The sequence below is a fragment of the Gemmiger formicilis genome, assembly GCF_016901605.1.
Lineage (GTDB): Bacteria > Bacillota > Clostridia > Oscillospirales > Ruminococcaceae > Gemmiger > Gemmiger formicilis_B.
Genome location: NZ_JACJKP010000689.1, coordinates 1 through 240 on the forward strand (window position 1 = coordinate 1; position 240 = coordinate 240).

General features: G+C 58.3%; 1 pseudogene. It reads left to right on the forward strand.

From position 1 onward, the window contains the following. Nucleotides 1-240: pseudogene (locus H6B10_RS16485) on the forward strand (radical SAM protein); the annotation flags it as partial.

The window sequence follows — 240 nt, forward strand, 5'->3', positions numbered from 1 at the left end:
GGGCGGCGATCCGCTGGTGCAGAGCGATTTTGTGGCGGCGCTGTTCCGGGCCTGCAAGGCCGAGGGATTCCATACCTGCTGCGAGTCCACCTTCCATGCCCCCTGGGCCCAGGTGGAAAAGATTCTGCCCTATACCGATTTATGGATTTCCGATATCAAGCAGATGGATTCCGCGCTGCACCGCCAATACACCGGCGTGGGCAACGAACTGATTCTGGAAAATCTGCAAAAACTGGCCGC